The sequence below is a fragment of the Paenibacillus plantiphilus genome (genome assembly GCF_927798095.1).
GTDB lineage: Bacteria > Bacillota > Bacilli > Paenibacillales > Paenibacillaceae > Paenibacillus_Z > Paenibacillus_Z plantiphilus.
The window spans coordinates 83842-98872 of record NZ_CAKMMF010000020.1; the positions used below are offsets into that span (position 1 = coordinate 83842).

At 50.8% G+C, this 15031-nt stretch carries 14 protein-coding genes; 9 read left to right on the forward strand and 5 right to left on the reverse strand.

The features are described 5' to 3' along the window. Positions 1 to 12: 12 nt before the first annotated feature. Genes L6H65_RS17520 through L6H65_RS17530 form a run of 3 tightly spaced genes read left to right on the forward strand, consistent with a single transcriptional unit; the run spans position 13 to position 3571 of the window. Positions 13 to 1542, forward strand: a complete 1530-nt coding sequence (locus L6H65_RS17520; RefSeq protein WP_236343945.1) for an ABC transporter ATP-binding protein — start codon at positions 13 to 15, stop codon at positions 1540 to 1542. Continuing rightward, positions 1539 to 2615 carry an ABC transporter permease gene (locus tag L6H65_RS17525; protein ID WP_236343947.1) on the forward strand — a complete coding sequence of 359 codons (1077 nt, stop codon included), beginning with the start codon at positions 1539 to 1541 and terminating at the stop codon, positions 2613 to 2615. Before L6H65_RS17520 ends, L6H65_RS17525 begins: the two co-directional genes overlap by 4 nt. A gap of 2 nt (positions 2616 to 2617) precedes the next feature. Beyond that, positions 2618 to 3571 carry an ABC transporter permease gene (locus tag L6H65_RS17530; protein WP_236343949.1) on the forward strand — a complete coding sequence of 318 codons (954 nt, stop codon included), beginning with the start codon at positions 2618 to 2620 and terminating at the stop codon, positions 3569 to 3571. Between the two features lie 112 nt (positions 3572 to 3683). Here L6H65_RS17530 and L6H65_RS17535 read toward each other — a convergent pair whose 3' ends face one another. After that, positions 3684 to 4466, reverse strand: a complete 783-nt coding sequence (locus tag L6H65_RS17535; RefSeq protein ID WP_236343951.1) for a DUF6492 family protein — start codon at positions 4464 to 4466, stop codon at positions 3684 to 3686. Positions 4467 to 4573: 107 nt separating this feature from the next. Here L6H65_RS17535 and L6H65_RS17540 point away from each other — a divergent pair, with 107 nt between their 5' ends. The 3 genes from L6H65_RS17540 to L6H65_RS17550 all read left to right on the forward strand — a co-directional run bounded on the left by L6H65_RS17540 (position 4574) and on the right by L6H65_RS17550 (position 6911). Then, the gene (locus L6H65_RS17540) at positions 4574 to 5563 is read left to right on the forward strand and encodes a phosphotransferase family protein (RefSeq protein WP_236343952.1); all 990 of its coding nucleotides are present in this window, start codon (positions 4574 to 4576) and stop codon (positions 5561 to 5563) included. Between the two features lie 150 nt (positions 5564 to 5713). Further along, positions 5714 to 6001, forward strand: a complete 288-nt coding sequence (locus L6H65_RS17545) for a hypothetical protein (RefSeq protein WP_236343954.1) — start codon at positions 5714 to 5716, stop codon at positions 5999 to 6001. A 235-nt stretch (positions 6002 to 6236) separates the two neighbouring features. After that, positions 6237 to 6911, forward strand: a complete 675-nt coding sequence (locus L6H65_RS17550) for a 3'-5' exonuclease (protein ID WP_236343956.1) — start codon at positions 6237 to 6239, stop codon at positions 6909 to 6911. Between the two features lie 30 nt (positions 6912 to 6941). Here the strand turns inward: L6H65_RS17550 and L6H65_RS17555 are convergent, their stop codons facing one another. The 3 genes from L6H65_RS17555 to L6H65_RS17565 form a co-directional block, all read right to left on the reverse strand. Beyond that, complete coding sequence (locus tag L6H65_RS17555; protein WP_236343958.1) at positions 6942 to 7961, reverse strand: zinc-binding alcohol dehydrogenase family protein; 1020 nt, start codon at positions 7959 to 7961, stop codon at positions 6942 to 6944. A 98-nt stretch (positions 7962 to 8059) separates the two neighbouring features. Continuing rightward, positions 8060 to 8812, reverse strand: coding sequence for a class I SAM-dependent methyltransferase (locus L6H65_RS17560; protein ID WP_290370448.1), 753 nt, complete (start codon positions 8810 to 8812; stop codon positions 8060 to 8062). Between the two features lie 99 nt (positions 8813 to 8911). Then, on the reverse strand, positions 8912 to 9940 hold the full coding sequence (locus L6H65_RS17565) for a MerR family transcriptional regulator (protein ID WP_236343960.1): 1029 nt from the start codon (positions 9938 to 9940) through the stop codon (positions 8912 to 8914). Positions 9941 to 10173: 233 nt separating this feature from the next. Here L6H65_RS17565 and L6H65_RS17570 point away from each other — a divergent pair, with 233 nt between their 5' ends. Further along, on the forward strand, positions 10174 to 10374 hold the full coding sequence (locus L6H65_RS17570; RefSeq protein WP_072330115.1) for a cold-shock protein: 201 nt from the start codon (positions 10174 to 10176) through the stop codon (positions 10372 to 10374). Positions 10375 to 10488: 114 nt separating this feature from the next. Here the strand turns inward: L6H65_RS17570 and L6H65_RS17575 are convergent, their stop codons facing one another. Continuing rightward, positions 10489 to 11619, reverse strand: coding sequence for a PQQ-dependent sugar dehydrogenase (locus L6H65_RS17575; RefSeq protein ID WP_236343961.1), 1131 nt, complete (start codon positions 11617 to 11619; stop codon positions 10489 to 10491). Between the two features lie 399 nt (positions 11620 to 12018). Between L6H65_RS17575 and L6H65_RS17580 the strand changes: the two genes are divergently transcribed. Both L6H65_RS17580 and gntK read left to right on the forward strand, forming a co-directional pair. After that, positions 12019 to 13389, forward strand: coding sequence for a sensor histidine kinase (locus L6H65_RS17580; RefSeq protein ID WP_236343962.1), 1371 nt, complete (start codon positions 12019 to 12021; stop codon positions 13387 to 13389). A gap of 56 nt (positions 13390 to 13445) precedes the next feature. Then, the gene (gntK, locus tag L6H65_RS17585; RefSeq protein ID WP_236343963.1) at positions 13446 to 15005 is read left to right on the forward strand and encodes a gluconokinase; all 1560 of its coding nucleotides are present in this window, start codon (positions 13446 to 13448) and stop codon (positions 15003 to 15005) included. Positions 15006 to 15031 lie beyond the last annotated feature (26 nt).

Here is a 15031-nt window from a genome sequence, read left to right on the forward strand (position 1 = left end):
GAGGGATGCTCGATGGATTATGCGGTTGAGATGCTGGACATAAGAAAGGAATTTCCGGGCATTGTCGCCAATGACGATATTACGCTCCGTCTGAAGCGCGGGGAGATTCATGCTCTTCTGGGCGAGAACGGAGCGGGCAAATCAACGCTGATGGGCATACTATTCGGCATGTATCAAGCTGATCGCGGGATGATTAAGGTGAGCGGCAAGGAAGTGCGCATCGGCAATCCTAATGTGGCGACCAAGCTGGGTATTGGCATGGTGCATCAGCATTTTAAGCTCGTCAGTACATTTACGGTAACAGAGAATATCATTCTGGGCAGCGAGACCCGCAAGGGGCTTGTATTGGATGTGAAGACGGCTAGCAAGCGAATAGAGCAGTTGTCTCAGCGATACGGCCTGAATGTAGATCCCCATGCAAAGATTGAAGATATATCGGTCGGCATGCAGCAGAGGGTGGAAATTCTGAAGATGCTGTATCGGGATGCTGAAGTGCTTATATTGGACGAGCCGACCGCTGTGCTGACGCCACAGGAAATATTGGATCTCGGCATCATTATGAAAAATCTCATTGGAGAGGGCAAGTCCATCATTCTGATCACGCATAAGCTCAAGGAAATCAAGGCGAACGCACACCGCTGCACCGTTATAAGACGCGGCAAGACGATTGGGACGGTTGATGTGGCTTCGACGAGTGAGCTGGTCATGGCGGAGATGATGGTAGGCCGCAGTGTGACCTTCAAGGTAGACAAGAAGGCTGCTTCTCCAGGCGAGATTGTGCTGCAGGTAGATTCGCTATCGGTGAACAACAACAAGAAATGTCTGGCGCTGAACAATTTCTCTCTAGAGGTGCGGGCTGGTGAGATTGTCGGTATTGCCGGTGTGGACGGGAACGGCCAATCGGAATTAGTGGAAGCGATTGCAGGCCTTCGGAAGCCGGAATCGGGCAGTGTTCGGCTGAAGGGCGAGGAGATCACGGGCCTGTCGGTCCGCAGCCGAATCCATCGGGGTATCGGGCACATTCCCGAGGATCGTCAGAAGCGGGGGCTCGTTCTGGACTATACGATTGCAGAGAACATGGTGCTGGAGGTCTATCATCGTGAGCCGCATTCCAAGCGGGGAATTTTGAACAAAGCTGCGATCAAGCAATACGCGGAGCGGATTATTGCCAGCTTCGACGTTCGATCCGGGCAAGGAGCTTCGTCGATTGTCCGCTCGCTATCTGGCGGCAATCAGCAGAAGGCGATTATCGGCCGGGAGATCGAGCTCAATCCGGATCTGCTCATTGCTGTACAGCCAACAAGGGGACTGGATGTTGGCTCGATTGAATACATCCATAGGCGGCTGGTGGAGCAGCGTGACAAGGGAAAGGCGGTACTTCTAATCTCGTTGGAGCTTGATGAAATATTGAATCTGTCTGACCGGATTGCTGTCCTGAATCAAGGCGAACGGATTGGAGTCGTCAATGCTTCTGAGACGAACGAGAACGAAATCGGCATGATGATGGCTGGCGTGACAGCAGAAGGAGGGGGAGAAGCATGAGAAGCGGTGTCATCTCTTTAATTGCTGTCCTCTTCGGGCTGCTGGCAGGGGCTGTATTGATGGCGGTTACCGGTCATAGCCCGATCACAGGTTATATGTATTTGTTCGAAGGCGGCTTGAAAAGTCCGGAGAGAATCGGGGACACGCTCGCAACGGCGACACCGCTCATATTCACAGGGCTATCGGTGGCCTTCGCTTTCCGTACGGGGCTGTTCAATATCGGCGCAGCGGGCCAGATGCTGCTCGGGGGCTTCCTCGCGTCAGCAGTAGGGCTCAGTCTGGACCTGCCCAAGCCGCTGCTGCTGCTCGTTATGATCATCGCCGGATTCGTGGGCGGGGCGCTGTGGGCGGTCGTTCCGGGCATTCTAAAGGCCAAATACAACGTACATGAGGTCGTTTCGACGATTATGATGAACTGGATCGCATATTGGACGGTCTATTATGCGGTGCCCGCTTATTTTAAAGGAGAGTTTCTGGAGACGGAGTCGAAGCTGCTGCCGGAAGCGGCTACTTTGAATGTGCCTTTCCTTAGCGAAATGTTTGGCGGCTCTTACATCAATCTTGGATTGTTCCTGGCGGTGATCGCCGTTATTGTGTTTGCTTTTATTATTAATCGGACGACGCTGGGCTACGAGCTGAAGGCGGTTGGCCTGAACCGGCATTCTGCGGAATATGCGGGCATAGCCGTTAATCGCAGCATTGTGCTGTCGATGGTTATTGCAGGGGGGCTCGCTGGGCTGGGCGGAGTGGCACAGTACGCGGGCAATGCGGCTAATATTCAGATAGGGATTTTGCCGTCACAGGGGTTTGATGGCATTGCTGTCGCGCTGTTAGGGGCAAATACGCCGGTTGGCGTTCTGTTGTCCGCGCTCTTCTTCGGCTTGCTGTATTCGGGAAGAGGCTTCATGAATGCGATGACAGAGATACCGCCGGAAATCGCCAATTCCATCATTGCGATCATCATTTATTTTGCAGCTACAAGCATTCTGATAGAACGATTGGTGAGATGGCTCATCAGGCGGCGCTCGTCAGGCGCATCAGCGCGATCATCAGCTGAAAGGAAGGTGGATTGATCATGTGGACAACGATTGTACAAATTATGCCGTACGCTATTGTGTTCACGATTCCACTTCTCATTACGGCGCTTGGCGCGTTGTTCAGCGAACGAAGCGGTATCGTCAATATCGGGCTTGAAGGGCTAATGGTGGTTGGGGCATTCGCGGGCGCCTTCGTTATATTCAAGTTCCAAGAGCTATGGCCCCATAATGTCGCAGCGCTATGGTTGGGACTGCTGGCGGCCATGCTTGTGGGTGTGCTGTTCTCGCTCCTGCACGCATTTGCCAGTATCAATCTGAGCGCGAATCAGATTATAAGCGGGACAGCGATTAATATGATCGCTGGCGCTATCACGGTATTCCTGGCCAGAAATATGACAGGCAGCGGGAACATCCGCATTACAAGCGGATTTAGCCGCTATGATGTCCCGCTGTTCTCAGAAATTCCGATTATCGGCAAGCTGCTGTTCACGGGCACGTATGACACGACATGGCTGATTCTTCTTATCGTGGCAGTGAGCACCATCGTGCTGTACAAGACCCCCTTCGGGCTTCGTCTTCGGGCATGCGGAGAGCATCCGCATGCGGCGGAGGCGGCTGGGATCAATGTTAAAAAAATGCGCTATATGGGCGTTATGATCTCGGGAGCATTCGCTGGTCTTGGCGGGGCAATTATTATCGTAACCTTCGCGGGCGAGTTTACCGGAAGTGTATCCGGTCTTGGATTCCTTGCGCTTGCGTCCCTTATTTTCGGGCAATGGAAGCCGCTGGGCATTCTTGCAGCTACGCTGTTCTTTGGCTTTGCCAGCACAGTGGCGAATGTATCGCAAGTGATTCCGTCGCTTGCTGTTTTTCCGCCGGTCATCCTCAAGGTATTCCCGTATGTCGTCACACTGCTGGCGCTGATCGTCTTCTCGAAGTCGTCGCGAGCGCCGCAGGCGGCAGGGGAGCCATTCGATTCGGGCAAGCGGTAACGGATTGTTTGTACTGGCAGTGGCGGTAATGGCAGTAATGGCAGCATGGCGGCAGTGGCGGTGGCATCGAGCAATAGCAACGGCAATAGCAATGGCCTTAGCGGCGGCTGATTTATCGCTTGCTGTAGCCCTTCCGCTTGTGGAAGGATACGGATCTGTATCGGAGCGCCAGCCGCCTGCGCTTTTCGCTGGTTAGTCCTGCGGCATTCATCGACAAGCTCTTGTTGAGCGCGGGTCTTAAATTGTATTTGCCGGGATAGCGGGAGTGGTAATCATTGCCGTAGGTCTCGAACTCGGAGAAGGCGAATTGCCGATTCTTGTTCATACTGCGCAAGATGGCATTGTACCAGCGAGTACCGTGCCTGGCCTCGATGCCCTGCTTCAGCCTCCTGACCTTGGCGCGCTCCAAGAGCATGTAGTGTGTGACGAACGAGACGGGAGAGGCGGCCTTGCGCCCCATCAGCTTTTTATAGGTGCGAAAATATTCCGGCTGGCTCCATCTTCGATAGTAGAAGATGGTCCGGCCCTTATTTGCTGTAAAGGCATGCGGACGAATGAGTACGGTATCGGCATCGATAACGAGATAATAGCGCTGCTTGCTCAACTTGTCGCCGCTCAGCTTCAACAGCTGCTGGTACAGCCAGCCGGACCTGTTCCAGGTTTTCGACTGATAGTGTATGCTGCTCTTCGCAATAGGCAGTACGGTCCTCTCATTAACGAACGTGCAGCCCTTGCGGCTGCATAGCTGCTTCATCCGCTTGGTGTCCGGCGAGATGATCAGAATTTTGCCAATAGGGTGTTTAACCATCGTTCTGACGCTGTCGATCACGTAGGGGAGCGTCTCCAGGTCCTTCTCTATTGCTGGAATCATAATATCTATTGTCGGAAGCGGCATTCTCTTCAGCTCCAATGGATAGGATTTTCTGTACACAGGATATGTTGCAGCCTGAGGGTTGGTTCGAATGGTTCTGATGGAATAATAATGGAAGGGGACGGTGTGTATTGAAGAAGCAGGGGAATGCTAGCGGGGTGAGTGCATTTCCTGCTGATATTGTGCTGCCGGATGGCTCGCTAAATGGCAAATGGGCCCTGCGGAGCGAGGTGCTGTATCGCGGAATGAATGGACAAGCCGTAGAACGGTTCTACATGTCTGCCTCACCGCAAAGCTATATTTTCAAGCCGCTCACGAATAGTGGGCAGTGGGGACAGGAGAAGTGGGTGTACGAGAATGTCCTGCCTGCTTTTCCGCCTTTGTATCCTAAAATGCTGGCTGAATCGGCGGACCCTGATACGGGGCGGCATTGGATTATTTTCGAAGATATCGGAAATCTGCATCATATGTTTAGTGAAGCTGCTGCGCTAAAGCTGGTAGAAAGCGTCGCTTGGTGGCATGCGCTGCCCACGGACCGATGGACCGAATTCCCGTTGAAGGGGCCGAAGCCCCAGGTGGAGGAGATGGCGGCGGAGCTGCTTAGGAATGAACCTGGGATGAAGCAGCTGCTTGCAAAGCTCTCTGTAGCTGTGCCAGAGGCTATATGGGAGCTTATCCGCGATATATTGGAGCGGGAGCCCTCCTCAACAACGCCAAGGGTACTCTGTCATGGCGACCTTCATCTGGGGAATTATGCGCAGGTGGACGGAAGAATCGTCGTTCTGGATTGGGAGCATGCCCACCTAAGCTCGCCCTATTGGGATTTGTACCATATTATCGACATGTCTCATCCTTCTTTCCCGAAGACAGTTACGAGCAGTGTTCGAACGGGGATTTTGCTTGCTTACAGAGAACAAAGTCGCAGCTTCGCGCATCGGTCAGAATCGGAAGAGGAATTCATACGGGGGTATGCACAATTTGCTTGTGTGTTCTCGCTCTGGATGCTGAGCTTGATAGCTGGGGATCTGGCCAGAGGGGCTGCCAAGTGGCCGCAAGAGCAGCTGGAGAGGCAGCTGCAGGAGGCGATGGCAAGCTTGAACCAGTGTGCGGAGCTGTTGTGAGTGAAGCGCAGTGGGGCGCACAGGGAATAGTGTTGGCGAGAGTTGGGGATACCACATGTTACTGTTACGCTGGCGTGAAGGCTACGTGTTCAGAAATCGAGAATGGGGTAATAGATATCATTCACGATTACTGCAAAGGAGGCGGCAAGTATGGTGATGAAGGATCAAGATGACAGGGATCTGGTTACCCAAAGGGACATCGATCCCGATTATGGATTGTTTGTCGATGAGGCTGCAGAGGCTGCTGTTCCGGCTGCTGAAGATGAGCTGCTGGAGATTTATCCCTATGATGAAGTGCTGCGAGTCGATGAGGACAGAGTGTCAAAGGCGGAGGATAGAATGGGCAATAGCCCTGTTGATCCGGCGGCGCCGAAGGATGAATTCCACGGCACAGACCTGCTCAATGGCGTAGGCCATGAGCCCGAGCACGAGGATTGAAGCAACATGATACGAGGATGTTCCGAGAGCGGAATGCTGCTCATGGGACATCCTCATTGTTTCGTGGGAGGAGCTATGTATATACACCCTGAAGGAGGTGCGATAAAATTGGATTATCTAATGGGAGGGACATGATCCTAATGACAACTACAACGATCAGTAAGTGGGGCAATAGCAATGCTGTCCGCATTCCAGAAGGGCTCGTATTTTCTGGCGCCGTGAAGGGAAAGGGCCGATGTTAATCCCTCGAATTGTTCAGGAAGATAGGTATCAGTACAAAATTGAAAATATAAGAATAGAAAATGTATTGCATAGAAAATATTGCGTTTTCGATCTAGAAGGTACCGGTCCTGATGAGAAACATGATCATATTACCCAAATAGGCGCAATCTTTGTTGAGAATGGTGCAATAGATTATAGTAGAACATTCGTATCACTCGTCAAATCCCCGAAACGAATTCCACCTGAAATAGAGAAATTCACTAATATAAATAACCTTGATTTAGAGTCTGCCCCTGCTTTTAAAGAAGTGATGAGGGATTTTTTTGATTTTATCGGTGATGATGCAATTTTGGTAGCACAATGTGGTTTCGAATATGATTACCACTTGCTCAGTAATGAATGGATAAGAAATGAGATGATGGGTGTTCAGTTGATGACAATGGATACCAAGGTACTCTTTGCTGCTATCCATCCTGAAATAAAGGCTACGTATTCAACCGACTTTTTATTGCGTTATTATAATATTGACTCGGATGATGTACCTCGACATAACGCCTTGGGCGACAGTATATTAGTTGCAAGAATACTATGCTCAATACTGAAAGAATACAAGCAGCACCAAATACAGGATTTAAATGTAGATAGAGAATTACTTATTCAAAAATATATTAGAACCCCGCTAAGTTAAGCTTGAATACAGCAACGGCATGGCTGTCAGTTATTCGAAATGCTCAAGAACAACTTTGCCAATGGTGCTGCCCGACTCCAGTAGGGCATGAGCATGACGCAGATTAGCGGCATTGATGGGCGTTAGCCGTGTAGCCATCGTTGTGCGAAGCTCGCCGGAATCAATCAGCTGGGCGATGGTGTTCAACAGCCGATGCTGCTCTAGCATATCGGGTGTCTCGTACATTGCTCTTGTAAACATGAACTCCCATACGAATGTAGCGCTCTTATTCTTGAGCAGCGTGAGGTTCAGCGGCTCCTTTGCTTGCACAATGGAGCAGATGGCGCCTTGAGGCGCAATGGTCTCTGCCATCTGTGTCCAATACGTATCGGTCAGATGCAGGCAGAAAATATAGTCCACCCACTTGAAGCCAAGCGCCTTGAGCTGCGGGGCGAATGGCTCATGGTGATTAATAATATGGGCGGCTCCATGATCCAGCGCCCATTGGGCGGATTCGGGACGGGATGCTGTAGCGATGACGGTCAAACCGTACTTGCTGGCGATCTGTGTAGCGATGGAGCCTACGCCGCCAGCTCCGCCGATTATAAGTATTGTTTTGCCAGTATTATTGGCTGGCTCGGTTGATGCGCCCAGCCTGTCGAATATGCCTTCCCAGGCTGTGATGGCGGTTAAGGGAAGTGCGGCAGCCTCTGCGAAGCTCAATGTATTAGGCTTTCTGCCGACGATACGTTCATCAACGAGGTGGAATTCACTATTGCAGCCAGGTCGGACGATACTTCCGGCATAATACACTTCGTCACCAGGCTTGAACAGTGTGCAATCCGGCCCGACGGCTTCAACTATTCCTGCTGCGTCCCAGCCGATTACGTTCGGGGCGTCTTCAGAGCCTTCTTTGAACGCGCGGATTTTGACATCAACAGGATTAACAGAGATTGCTTTCACTTGTACGAGCAGGTCGCGTCCTGCTGCGGCGGGCTTCTCAAGTATGAGATCAATGAGGCTTTCCGGGTTGTCGATGGGCAGACAGCGATGGTATCCTATTGCTTTCATGCGCTCACAATCCTTTCCCTGCGTACTTGGTTCTTGGATTTATTATAGGCGATAATAGCAGGATATTCCATATGCAGTGGCGGCCCAAGTGCAGCAACTCACTTATGCATCATGTGCGAGTCTGCGTGCCTCCACCAAATACCTGCGCACTCCGGCACTGTAATCCAATTATTCTCGACTACCTGATCTGCAATCCCGTCACCGAAAAAGAAGCGGGTCAGTCTCTCGGCCTCTTCGATGCTGTCAAATACCAGGTCTGTTCGGATTACTTGGCGGGAGAAGCCGTATTCTTGCTCTAGAGCCGTGTAATAGCTTTGGAGAAAATCTGGAGGGGACGGCGTTGCTGTCCCTGTTCCCAATGTTTCAATAATAATTATCGTACCTCCAGGACGAAGAATGCGTGTGAGCTCGCGCATAACAGTGCGGATATTCGTCTGCCAGTCGGGAACATTGGTGCTGCCTAGATAACAAATGCTCCACCCTGCAACGATCAGATCTGCGCTCCCATCAGCAAGTGGAAGCTTGCGATGATCCGCCACAGCGGTCTGCCAATTCGCAAGTCCTGCTTGGCGCAGCCTGTCTGCTGTGACAGCAAGCATAGACGCTGAAGCATCGAGCGCTATAATGGACCCCGCCTTGGGCGCTAACACTGTGGTTAGTCTGCCAGTGCCTGCGCCAATATCGACGATGTCCAGTCCCTCGTAGGCTCTTATTGCATCGATATACGTGTGCAGATCCTGCTGGGTGGAAATAAGCTGATGGTACTTCTGTGCTTCTTGTTCATAAATCTCATCATGATTGGGCATGAATACAAACCTCCTTCGTTTCCACCATCGTAAATGTTGACGCAACGAGAAGGTCAAGCATGATATTGGTCGCTGTACCAAGTTGTTCTGTAAGGTGCTGAACCGAAGCTGCAATATGGCGATTGCGACAAGCTTGCGTGTGCGTTAATCCCCTTGTGTTCCCCGTATCGGAATGGCGTACACAATATGCAGCCTGCGATTAAGTTGCTTCTGCTTCGTGACATATCCATTGTCTTCGAACCATTGGAGCAGGGAGGGCAGGGAGATGTTGTCCTCCATTGGATCGAGGTCCCTTTGTTCAGCATCTGCGGCGGCAGGACCGCTATTCATTAGATCAGCGATGCAGATTCGGCCGTGCGACCGTGCGACTCTGCGCATTTCCTCCAATGCAAGCACCTGCTGCTCCTCCGTCAGATGATGAAAGGCAAAGCTGCTCACGATAAAATGAAACTGACCGCCAAGATAAGGGAGCGCCAGAAAGTTGCCCAGTCTTGTATCCATAGCAGGGTATTTAGTCTGACAGAGGCGAAGCATTTCTTTGGACTGATCGACACCGGACATAAGAGCGCCCCTGTCCATCAGCCTGCCTGCCAGATTGCCTGTTCCCGTTCCGATATCGAGCCCAAGCTCCCCTTGAATCGGTGCTACCCACTTCACGAGCTCCTCCAACGCGAGCTCATAGTCCATATAAGTGCCGGAATTGCCTGTCACTCTTATGTCATGCGTCGAGGCCAATCGGTTGAAATTCCATTTGTCCTGCCAATTGCCGCGCTGCTCCCGCATTTGCTTGGAGTGAGCCGCGAGGCAATAAATATCTTCCAGAGGAAGTGTATGATTATTCTTGAGCAGGGAAATCATATGGTCTGTCGTCTCAATGACCTGCCTGATCTCCAGCCATTGCTTCATCATGACAGAGCGTTGGAGCTCCAGATAATAGTGCAGCTCCCCATGCCCCTTGGAATCGATCTCCTGGAGCGCCTGCTTGATATTAGACAGCGGCATGCCGGCTTCTCGGAGCGAAATAATCGTTTGGAGCCGCCAAATATCCTTTTCCTCGAAGGTGCGATACGAATTATGTGTTTCCTTACGGGGGGACAGCAACCCTTTCTCTTCGTAAAAACGGATGGCTCGCGCCGATATGTTGAGCTTGTCTGCCAATTCCTTGATCTTCACAACAGCACACTCCTTCTTCCTTAATGATAAACATTAACGCAGCGTAAAAGTAAAGGGGAGGATTGCTTTTTGTGAACACGATGTGGTATGATGAAATCACTCATATCGACGGAACCTTAATTCACATATTGTAAAGGGTTGCATTGTGTTGGATGATACCTTTTACAATGTGTGAATTTTATTTGTAATAAGAATAAATAAACATGTTAAATTTACTTTTGGAGGTAACACCCATGCAAACAGGAACAGTTAAATGGTTTAACGCTGAGAAAGGCTTTGGCTTCATCGAAGTTGAAGGCGGCAACGATGTATTCGTACACTTCAGCGCAATCACTGGCGAAGGCTTCAAAACGTTGGACGAAGGACAACGCGTTGAATTCAACGTTGTTCAAGGCAACCGTGGACCACAAGCTGAGAACGTTGTAAAACTGTAAGAACAACAAACCGAAAGGCTGTCCCCAAGTCATCCTGGATGACGAAGGGCAGCCTTTTTTTGTTTCGGTTATCCTGGATGTGAGCGGCGATTGCCGCGGAAACAAGACAGACCGTTATTGTTTCGGGGTCAGACGAATGATACGATCATCCTCCTGGCTGGGACTGCCGCGGCCATCGCGGTTGTTCGTCATCAGGTAGAGCGTGCCATCTGCTCCATTATATATATTGCGCAGACGTCCGAATTCCTCATAAAATACAGAATGTACGGATGATGCTGTTTCTTCTAATGTGACATGAATCAACTGCTGCCCGCGCAATGCGGCAACTAGCAGATCGCCTTGCCATGGGCCGTCAGTTACGAAGGTGATGCCCGATGGAGCCCAAGTATTACTGCCGCTATGCAGCAGCGGAGCCAGCAATGGAGTGTCCTTGTCTTCGATCGACTCATCCCCTTCAATAAGAGGCCATCCGTAATTGCCGCCAGACTTGATTAGATTAATCTCATCGTGTGCAGATTGTCCGTGCTCGGCGCTATACAGTTCGCCTGTTGCAGGATGCCAAGCAAGCCCTTGCGGATTGCGGTGTCCCCAGCTGTATACGGGGGAGTTCGGGAACGGATTGTCGGAGGGAATCGTGCCGTCGAGCGAGATCCGCAAAATTTTGCCGCCGGTGCTGCCCAGGTCCTGAGCTATTGTCGGCTCGTATCGGTCACCGGAGGTCATGTAGAGATGCCCGTCGGGTCCGATCTTGATTCTGCCGCCGTTATGATTCGATGAACCAGGCAAATCATCAATCAGCACTTTGTCCACCTGCGCCTTATTGCTGCTCTCAATGAGTCGCAGCACTCGATTCTTGACCTCATCGTCTTCTTCATAGGTGTGATAGAGATACAGATAATGATTGGCGGAGAAATCCGGGTCAAGTGCCAGCCCTAATAATCCGCCCTCGCCATCGCTTATGAAAGGGCTGTCGAGGGTGATCACAGGCTCGGGGTTCAACTGTCCGTCCTCAATAACGCGAAGTGCACCCGATCTCTCTGTGAAGAAAATTCGGCCGTCAGGAGCGATATCCATCTCCCAGGGCACATCCAATTCCGATGCGATTACGTCTACCGTATAGGGGATATCTGCTGAGGTTAAACCGGCATCATTATGACCGCCTGCTTTCTCAGAGCTTCGCATACATCCGGTGACTATGAGCCCGACGATCATCAGTAGGAATAGAATCGTTGCTCTTCTGCTCATGATAGAACTCCTTTCATAATTTGGTTCGTTAACCTTTGCTTATGTTTGTGTTATGGTTATCTCATCCACTATTATATCACCGCGAATAGCCATGTTTGATACGATGTAGGGAATTTCTAAGACTGTTTTCTCAGATCGGGTTATTCAGCTCCAGATTCATACTCCATTCCGAATACGCTTCTACTGACTGCTCATTGCGACCATCGGCGCGCTCCCCAAGTCGGGAACAGATCGGCGACGATTTAACAATAAATTGGACTTAATGCAGCTATGCCGGCATCGGGCCTTATATGGATAGATAGAAATAGAAATAGAGATAGAAATAGAGATAGAAATAGAGGATAGAAATAGAGATAGAGATAGAGATAGAATGATTGAAAATATAAAGGGGGAGTCTGTTTGTTTTACGCTTTTATTCTGGCGTTCACGATTGGACTAGTTATCATGTTTGGGAATCGGACGGCGTCTGCGAAGTGGGCGGCTTCTATGATGTTTTCCGGCGCGTTTGGTTTCCTGGGCTGGGCGTTGTCTGTTGAATTAATAAGAAGCTTCGTGACTGCTGGAATTGTGTCTGCATTCATGGAGCCGTATCTCGTAATCGCCGCTAAGACCGGCATTGGAATCAGTGTGTATGTATTGCCATGCTGCTATTTGAATTATGCGTATTCGTACTGGGAGTTTCGCAAGACAACATGGATGACAAAAGCGGGTATCTGGCTCCATTGGCCAGTGGCCTTATCGTTAGTACTGTTTCATGAACACCCGCTTCCATACACCGAATTCGGGAAGCAACTCAACTTCATATGGGCTGCGTTTATGATTATCGGGGCATCCACTGTTATCATTACCTCTTATGTGCGTGATCCGAATCCGGTGAAACGGACCAATCGGAAGGATGCGATTCTCATCTTCGTGCCGCTCATGCTGGTGGATTTAGTTACGGGTTATTCAGGTATTATGTTTGGTTATTTAAATATGTTTTTTCTGAATACCGTGTTAATTACGGTCATATTTCTGTGGTTCATTGTAGTGCTCATTAAGCGTGGTTTGTTCGGTCTTCGGCTTCGGCTGGAGAAGCAGCGATACTTGTCGGCCATAAGCGGCTTCGGTTCGGGTGTCGCTCAATTGAATCATACGATGAAGAATCAGGCTGCTCTTCTCGTTCTGTTCGGAGAACGGCTGAAGCAGATTGCTGAGAATCCGACGAAGGAGCAGATTGTCCGCCAAGCGAAGCTCATAGCCGATACAGGGCATCACCTGACGGAATGGGCCGACCGCATTCATGCACAGACACAGGAGATTCTGCTGTGCGAGGAATCGGTTAACCTGGTGCCTTTGATAGAAGCCAATCTAACAACGCTGGAGCAAATGAGTGGGGCGATCCGCATCATCCGGGACTATTCAATTGTACCGATTCTTCGCTGTGACCCGACGCATGTGAAGGAGACGATCGGGAATATCGTCGTCAACGCTTCCGAGGCCATGAATAATCAAGGTGTCTTGACAGCTCGGATCTATGCAACGGGAAAGTGGCTAATTATATCCTTCGAGGATGTTGGACATGGATTGAATGCAAGCGAGCTGGTCAAAGTGCTGCAGCCATTCTATACAACCAAACGGGATTCACGCAACTACGGACTTGGGCTGTCCTATTGCCTTCAGGTTATGGAGCGTCATCAAGGCGACCTGCGTTTATATAGCAAGGAGGGCCATGGCACGACTGTGAGTTTGTACTTTCCTTTGAAGCGAATGATTGGCGAAGCGGGATAGCGCGCATCCCGCTGGATTGCATTGCAGGCTCTACTAGGCTATCGTTGAGGTTATGGATGACAAGGGGGTCGCGCACAGTGGGAACAAAATATGTAATGGGTGTTGATATTGGCACAACGAGCACCAAATCTGTCTTATTCGCGGTAGACGGATCTATTATTGCAACGCATGGTATTGAATATCCGATCTATTCTCCTACGCCGGATACGGCTGAACAGGACCCGGAGGAGATATTGGATGCTGTCATAGGCACGGTTGAGACGGTAATGAGGACAAGCGGGATCACGCCTGATGACATTATTTGCGTCTCCTTCAGCTCGGCTGGTCACAGCGTCATTGCTGTGGACAAGGAGGGGCAGCCGATTACCAAATGCATCATTTGGGCGGATAATCGAAGCGCCGCATGGGCGGAGAAAATTAAGCATGAGATGAACGGTCATGAAATTTATATGCGTACAGGATTGCCCATCCATCCGATGTCGCCATTGTCGAAGCTGACGTGGCTTCGGCATGAGCATCCTGAAATTTTTGAGAGAAGCTATAAATTCATTTCGATTAAGGAGTATGTCTTCTTCAAGCTGTTCCATACGTATGTCATTGATCATTCTGTTGCCTCTGGAACAGGCTTGTTTCATTTGGAGTCGCTCGCTTGGGATGCTGGGGCGCTTGAAGTGGCAGGCGTGACGAAGGAGCAGCTGTCGGAGCTGGTGCCTGCTACGCATCGTTTGAGCGGGATGGATCAATTCTACGCGGACCGAATGAAGCTAAAACCATCTACCCCTGTTGTCATCGGCGCCATTGACGGCGTGCTGTCCAATCTGGGCTTGAATGCGATAGAACCGGGCGTTGTCGCGGTTACGATCGGTACGAGCGGAGCAATCAGGACAGTCGTGGACCGTCCGGTTACAGACCCGAAGGGGCGGACCTTCTGTTATGCATTGACTGAGAACTACTGGGTCATTGGCGGGGCGGTTAACAATGGCGGCATGATTTTCCGGTGGGTACGCAACCAGATCGGGGCATTGGAGATTGAAACTGCCAAGCAGCTCGGGACAGATGCCTATGAGATGCTGACAGATATGGCGAGCACGGTGAAGCCGGGGTCGGACGGATTGTTGTTCCATCCGTATCTGACAGGTGAGCGGGCCCCTCTGTGGGACGCGAATGCGAGAGGGTCGTTCTTCGGGCTGGGTCTGCACCATAAGAGAGAGCATATGATTCGGGCGGCTCTGGAGGGCGTTATTTTCAACTTGTACACTGTATTCCTTGCCCTTGAGGAGCTTATCGGCCTGCCGAGTAAAATTCAAGCTACAGGCGGATTCGCGCGTTCACCGCTCTGGCGGCAGATAATGGCGGATATATTCGATCAAGAGGTGTTCGTGCCGGAGAGTGCAGAGAGTTCTTGCCTGGGAGCAGCCATTCTTGGGCTATACAGCATGGGTGAAATTGATTCGCTGCAGGAGGTGTCCAAGATGGTAGGAGGCAGCCATCATCATGTGCCGGTGAAAGAGAATGTAGAAGTGTACAGAGAACTAGTGCCGATCTATGTGAGAGTATCCCGATTGTTGACGGAGGAGTATGCGAGCATCGCGGATTTCCAGCGGAGACGGGTTTGATGTCAGTGGGCGAGATAGACAGCTTC